The sequence below is a fragment of the Allostella sp. genome, assembly GCF_041913585.1.
Lineage (GTDB): Bacteria > Pseudomonadota > Alphaproteobacteria > ATCC43930 > Allostellaceae > Allostella.
This window is the reverse complement of record NZ_JAYSFE010000086.1, coordinates 1-3,356: the sequence shown is the minus strand read 5'-3', so window position 1 is coordinate 3,356 and position 3,356 is coordinate 1. Positions and strand designations below refer to the sequence as shown.

The window sequence follows — 3,356 nt, the reverse complement described above, 5'->3', positions numbered from 1 at the left end:
CTTCTTCGACAGCCCCCGGGAGACGATCGCATGCGACTGGCGGATATAGTCGCGCAGCTCGGCATCCGACAGGCCGGGCTTGGCGAAATGCTGGATCCATTTCAGCCCGCGCGAGGCCAGATACGGTGCCGGGCGCAGCCCCGGCTGCGCGCCCAGCACCTCGAAGGCGACATCGCCGACCTTGAACGTGAAGCTCGCCTCCTCGTCCTGCCAGCCGCCGATCGCGAAGACCTTGCCGCCGACCTTCCAGACGTGGGACCCGCCCCACTGCACCACGTGGGTCGTAGCCGGCAGCCCCCCGCAGAAGGCGTTGAACTCCTCGTAGGTCATGACGATCGCCTCCTCGTCGCCGGTCCGGCCGGCCCAGGATGCGGCAACGCCCGCCCGCGATCCACCGTGACCAGCCGCCCCTTACGCAATTCTATGGACGACCTCTGCCGGACCGGGTCCGCGAAAGCGCCCCCGAAGCAGGCAGCGCCTGCCGCACTGGCCCCGATTCGGGCGACCAGTTCGTCGATGCGGTCGGCCACTTGCGGGCGGGCCATCGCAGCGGGTCGTGAGGTCGGGGAGCGTGAGAGGTGGCGGCCGCCCCCCGCGACGGCGCTTGCGCGCGAGGAGAATGTGGGGTGCCGCCGCGCTTCAAGAATGCAACAAAGTTGGCCATTCTGATGTCGGCGCAGTCGATACACGGGAATCCGCCATCATGGCCGCCACCACCATCCGCAACCTTTCCGAGAAGGCACGTCGCGCGCTCGATGCCGGCGCCGCCCGCGGACCGGGCTCACCATGTGGAAGGCGGCAGACCTACCAGCCGATAGGATCGCCGTGATCCCGCCGATCAGAGTGGACCTGTCAGCCGACTTCCCGCTCCATACGAACGGAGGCCGGTCCATTTCCGTCGACACCCCCGCCTTTGCGCCATGACGGCGGCTCCGATTGATACCGTCGCCTACTATGACGAACACGCGGATGCGTTTGCAGCCGCGACGGTCGAAGCAGAGATGTCTGCCCTACATGATCGGTTTCTGGCGTGTGTGCCTGCCGGAGGCCTGGTGCTCGATGCCGGCTGCGGCTCGGGACGCGATTCCAAAGCGTTTCTCAGCCGCGGCTACCGCGTCCGCGCGTTCGATGCCTCGCGCAAGCTAGCGACACTCGCGGCAGCATTGATCGGTCAGGACGTTGAGGTGCTCCGCTTTGAGCAGTTTGAACAGCCGCCGATCTTCGACGGCATTTGGGCTTGCGCCAGTCTTCTGCACTTGCCCGAGGCGCAGATTCCGGGAGCGGTCGCGCGCTTATGGGCTGCACTAAAGCCGTCCGGCGCCTTCTACCTCAGTTTCAAAGAAGGCGGGGGAGAGCGCCACAAGGACGGTCGGCACTTCACCGATGCCACGGAAGGGCGATTGCGCACTTGGCTCGCCAAACTTCCCGGTAGTCTTCCAGCCGATCTTTGGACTAGCCAAGATGTCCGGGCAGATCGAACGGATGTCTGGCTCAATGCGATCGTCCGCCGAAGCCCCGTCAATGCCGTCAGGCTCATCACCGGCGAGCAGTCCAATCCATTCCTGCCGCAACTCTCCGCCGCAATCGCTCAGGCGGCCGAGATCGAACTTGCTGTCGCGTTCATCAAGACCACCGGGCTGCGCCTGCTGTTGGAAGACTTGCACACTGCGCTCGGCCACGGCGAGCCACGCGACCGACCACCAGCGCGGTTGAGGGTGCTGACCAGCGACTATCTCGGCGTCACCGATCCGGACGCTTTGCGCCTGCTTCTGCTGCTACAGGAGCAGGGAGCGCACGTGCGGGTGTTCGAGGCGGGGAGCGATAGCTTCCACCTCAAAGCATACCTGTTCGCCCGCTTCGGTCCTCATGGCAACTTCCTCGGCACCGCGTTCATTGGTTCCAGCAACATCAGCCGGATAGCGCTGACTGACGGGTTGGAGTGGAACTACCGAATTGATTACCCTGCCGATCCAGGCTTTCTGGAAGCGCGCGCTCGCTTTGAGGAACTTTTTCGCGATCCTCGCACTCTGTGTCTGACCGACGGCTGGATCAGAAGCTACGAACAGCGTCGCGTCACCCTCACACGGCCCGTCGTGCCGGGGTCCGACGAACGGGAACCGCCGCCCGAGCCATCACAAATTCAGGCCGAGGCATTGGACGCATTGGCGGCCACCCGCGCGCAGGGCTTTCGCCGTGGATTGGTGGTACTGGCGACTGGCCTGGGCAAGACATGGCTCGCTGCCTTCGATGCCACGCGACTGGGCGCCAAGCGCGTACTTTTCATCGCGCATCGCGAGGAGATTCTGCACCAGGCGGCGGCCACTTTCCTGCGGATTCGCCCGCAGACGGCGATTGGCTTGTATACTGGCAGACAGCGTGTCGAAGCGGTCGATGTGCTGTGCGCCTCGGTACAGACCCTTGGGCACAATCGCCATCTTGAACGCTTTCCGCCCGAGCATTTCGATTACATAGTCGTAGATGAATTCCATCATGCTGCGGCGCCCACGTATCGCCGCTTGCTCGCGCACTTCGTACCTCAGTTCTTGCTGGGTTTGACGGCGACGCCGGACCGATCCGATCAGTCGGACATTCTGTCGCTGTGTGACGACAATCTCGTCTTTAGCCGTACTCTTTTTGACGGTGTTTCCTCCGGACTACTCGCCCCGTTCGAATATTATGGAATCTGGGATGAGACGGTGGACTATCGAGAAATTCCCTGGCGCAACGGCAAATTCGATCCAGAACAGTTGACCAACAAACTTGCCACATTGGCCCGTGCCCGGCACGCACTGGCGAAGTGGCGCACACGCCGACAGACCCGCACGCTGGCATTTTGTGTCTCAATCAAGCATGCGGAGTATATGGCGGACCAGTTCCGCCGTCATGGTGTGCAGGCGGCTGCCGTCTATGCCGGCTCGGAACTCGGGCGCGGGGCAGCTCTGGAGCAGCTTTCGAGCGGGCGGCTGGAGGTTCTCTTCTCCGTCGATCTGTTCAACGAAGGCGTCGATCTGCCCGCCATCGACACCGTGCTGATGCTACGCCCGACCGAATCCAAGATCCTATTTCTGCAGCAAATGGGGCGCGGCCTGCGGCGTGCCGAAGGCAAGGAAAAACTGGTGGTGCTTGACTTTATTGGCAACCATCGGAGTTTTCTACACAAGCCGCAGCTGCTCGCACAGACCGGTGGAAGTTTTCGCCAACTCGCGGCTTTTGCGCGCAACCTGGAGGCGGGGCGCTTCGCGTTGCCGCCCGGTTGCTTCCTGAATTTCGACCTACAACTAATCGAGTTTCTCAAGGCGCTGGATTCTGACGGTCCGCGCTCGGAATACGAGGCACTGAAGGCCGGACTGGGACGA

General features: G+C 63.0%; 2 protein-coding genes. One reads left to right on the top strand and one right to left on the bottom strand.

All coding sequences use genetic code 11. The features are described 5' to 3' along the window. On the bottom strand, positions 1-330 hold a 330-nt coding region (locus tag ACE3Q3_RS16075; RefSeq protein ID WP_374447785.1), incomplete at its 3' end, for an MmcQ/YjbR family DNA-binding protein. A 590-nt stretch (positions 331-920) separates the two neighbouring features. Here ACE3Q3_RS16075 and ACE3Q3_RS16070 point away from each other — a divergent pair. Further along, on the top strand, positions 921-3,356 hold a 2,436-nt coding region (locus ACE3Q3_RS16070), incomplete at its 3' end, for a DEAD/DEAH box helicase family protein (protein ID WP_374447783.1).